The 3,078-nt window shown below is 69.2% G+C and carries 4 protein-coding genes; 3 read left to right on the forward strand and 1 reads right to left on the reverse strand.

The genetic code is table 11. From position 1 onward, the window contains the following. Nucleotides 1-94: 94 nt before the first annotated feature. Nucleotides 95-418 (reverse strand): hypothetical protein, encoded by a 324-nt coding sequence (locus tag FV223_RS23915; protein ID WP_147729311.1) that lies wholly within the window; start codon nucleotides 416-418, stop codon nucleotides 95-97. 182 nt (nucleotides 419-600) lie between these two features. Here FV223_RS23915 and FV223_RS23920 point away from each other — a divergent pair, with 182 nt between their 5' ends. From FV223_RS23920 to FV223_RS23930, 3 genes are read left to right on the forward strand one after another with little or no spacing between them, the layout of a single operon-like run. Then, nucleotides 601-855 (forward strand): acyl carrier protein, encoded by a 255-nt coding sequence (locus FV223_RS23920; protein ID WP_147729314.1) that lies wholly within the window; start codon nucleotides 601-603, stop codon nucleotides 853-855. Next, entirely contained in the window at nucleotides 852-2,060 is a 1,209-nt protein-coding gene (locus tag FV223_RS23925) for an acyl-CoA dehydrogenase family protein (protein WP_147729312.1), read from the forward strand. Before FV223_RS23920 ends, FV223_RS23925 begins: the two co-directional genes overlap by 4 nt. Continuing rightward, the gene (locus tag FV223_RS23930; RefSeq protein ID WP_147729313.1) at nucleotides 2,060-3,031 is read left to right on the forward strand and encodes an amino acid--[acyl-carrier-protein] ligase; all 972 of its coding nucleotides are present in this window, start codon (nucleotides 2,060-2,062) and stop codon (nucleotides 3,029-3,031) included. The genes FV223_RS23925 and FV223_RS23930 overlap by 1 nt, the downstream gene beginning before the upstream one ends. Nucleotides 3,032-3,078 lie beyond the last annotated feature (47 nt).

Genomic DNA, 3,078 nt, shown 5'->3' on the forward strand with positions numbered 1-3,078 from the left:
GAAGCAAGCAGGGTGCTCTTCAAGAGCGTCATAGATATCTCCAAAAGCTTCGAGACCCGAGGATCGTGTGGTCGCGGGGCCGGGGCCGATCGCGTCACACCTTGTTTTGCGGCCCGCTTTTTGGTGCGGGCTCATCGGGCCCGCTTTTGCGATGCCCCCAGTGCCCGAGCACTGTGTGCGAACCGGTCCACCCGAGCAACGTCGAATCCTCCTCGAAGACCTCGTGCGACGCCGCTGTTGCATCACGGCAACGAATCGAGTGACCTTTAGCCAGCTTGCATACGGATGTAGCGATCTGGCCCGCGCAACCGACCACGGAAGCCGTCGAAACACAGATCCTGCCGGCACTTCGCACATGGATTGTGCGCAATGTCGTCAATTCGATCTGCGGCGTGCTTTCGATCGCGGCTTCGCGCATCGCCGCCTCGCCTCCGGCGAATCCTGTCTCGCGGTGCGAAGGAGCGAATACCGACTTTCAGCGCGATAGACATCAAAGCTTTAGAATTCACCAATTATTAAGTTAACTTTATTGAAGAGTAAGAATTGACGACGACAGTCCAAGGCTTCAGGTTCGAGATGGATCAGATGGTGTTGCGTGCAATGATTTCCTCTCACGACATTCGCGAAACGCTCGGTGGAATCGAGTCCCTGTCCGGCCAAGTCGACCGGCTCTCGGACGACGACGATCTGTTCGACAAGGGCCTGTGCTCCTTCGGATCCGTGCAGCTGATGCTCGCGCTCGAGGAGCGGTTCAACATCGAGTTCCCCGATCATCTCTTGAACCGGGCGTCGTTCGCGACGATCCGCGCGATCCGCAGCACCGTCGCGACGATCGCCCAGCCGGTGGACGCATGAGCGCGCTCGCCAAGCGGGTGCCCCCCGAACCGGTTCTCGCTCCGCCGGCCTTTGCGGAGCGCATCCGCCGGGTCGCGCAGGTCGCCGCGCTCCATGCGGACGCCGTCGATCGCGAGGGGCGCTTCCCCGCGGAAGCCGTCGCCGCGCTCCGCGAGGAGCGGCTCCTCGGGATCCAGATCCCGGAGGCGTTCGGCGGCGAGGGGGCCGACATGAGCCGGCTGGCGGAGGCCTGCTTAGGCCTGGGGCAGGCCTGCGCCGCGACCGGGATGGTGTTCGCGATGCACCAGATCAAGGTCGCGAGCCTCGTCACCCATGGCGGGGAGAGCGCCTGGCACTGCGCGCTGATGCAGCGGGTGGCGGAGCGGCAGCTGCTCGTCGCCTCGGCGACCACCGAGGGCGGCATCGGCGGCGACCTGCGCAACAGCCTCTGCGCGGTCGAGGCCGAGGGCGACGCGTTCGCCTTCCGCAAGGACGCCACCGTGATCTCCTACGGCGCCCACGCCGACGTGATCCTCGCCACCGGCCGGCGCCATCCGGACGCCGCCTCCTCCGACCAGGTCCTTGTCGCGCTGACGGCCGACCAGATCACCCTGGAGCGGACCAGCCGCTGGGACACGCTCGGCATGCGCGGCACCTGCAGCGACGGCTTCCTGCTTGCCGCCCGCGACGTGCCGATCGCCCAGATCCTGCCGAAGCCCTTCGCCGAGATCGCGGCCCAGTCGATGCTGGCCTCCTCGCACCTGCTGTGGAGCAGCGTCTGGTTCGGGATCGCGAGCCATGCGGTCGACCGGGCGCGGACCTTCGTCCAGGCCGAGGCCCGCCGCCGGCCGGGCACGGTGCCGCCGGGCGCCCTGCGTCTCGCCGAGGCGACGAGCGCGCTGCAGGCGATGAAGGGGACCATCCAGGGCGGGCTGCGCCACTACGCGGAAGCCCTGGGCGCGCCCGATCTGCTCGGCTCGATCGGCTTCGCGGTGGCCCTGAACAACGTGAAGACCACCGCCTCGACCGCGGCCGTCGCCATCGTCCAGCTGGCGCTGGGGATCGTCGGCATCGCCGGCTACAAGAACGGAACCCCGTTCAGCCTCGGCCGGGCGCTGCGCGACGTGATGTCGGCGCCGCTGATGATCAGCAACGACCGTATCCACAGCAACACCGCCAACCTTCTGCTGGTGCAGAAGGGCAACGGCCAATTCCTGAGCGCGTGATGGACAGCTTGGCCACCCCGACCCTCGCCGCGCCGCTCGAGACGAGCCCGTCCCAGGCGGATGCGGTGGAACCGCGCTCGTTCCTCGACCGCCTGTTCGACCGCGGCCATCTGGTGCGCACCGGGATCGACGGGCTGTACGGGCGCGGCGGCGACTTCGAGAGCGTGGTCGAGGCGCTCGACGCCCTCGTCTCGCGCCTCGGCGCGGCCGACGGCGCCGAGCGGATGCGCTTCCCGCCGGGCATGAGCCGCCCGGCCTTCGAGCGCAGCGGCTACCTCAAGGGCTTCCCCAACCTCGCCGGCACCGTGCACAGCTTCTGCGGCGACGAGGCCGCCCACGCGCGCCTCCTCGCCTGCGTCGAGGCCGGGCGGGACTGGACCCAGGACCAGGCCTGCACCGACATCGTGCTGACGCCGGCCGCCTGCTACCCGCTCTACCCGGTCGCCGCCGCGCGGGGGCCCCTGCCGGCCGGCGGCCTGCTGTTCGACCTGCAATCCTACTGCTTCCGCCACGAGCCCTCGGTCGAGCCGACCCGGATGCAGATGTTCCGCATGCGCGAGTACGTGCGCATGGGCAGCCCCGAGCAGGTGCTGGCCTTCCGCGAGGTCTGGCTCGAGCGCGGCACCGCGATGATGCGCGCCCTCGGCCTGCCGCTGGCGGTCGACCCGGCCAACGACCCGTTCTTCGGCCGCGCCGGGCGAATGCTCGCCAACAACCAGCGCATGCAGGGGCTCAAGTTCGAGCTCAACGTGCCGGTCAACAGCGAGGCCCCACCAACCGCCTGCCTGAGCTTCAACTACCACCAGGACCACTTCGGCAGCACCTGGGAGATCGGCCAGGCCGACGGCGCCGTCGCCCACACCGCCTGCGTCGGGTTCGGCCTGGAGCGGATCACGCTCGCGCTGCTGCGCCACCACGGCCTCGACCTCGCCGCCTGGCCGGCGGACGTGCGCACGCAGCTCTGGGGCTAGGACGGTGCCGGCCGCCCTCGCCCTCGACCGTGCCCCGGACGCCGCCC

The sequence above is a fragment of the Methylobacterium sp. WL116 genome (genome assembly GCF_008039455.1).
Lineage (GTDB): Bacteria > Pseudomonadota > Alphaproteobacteria > Rhizobiales > Beijerinckiaceae > Methylobacterium.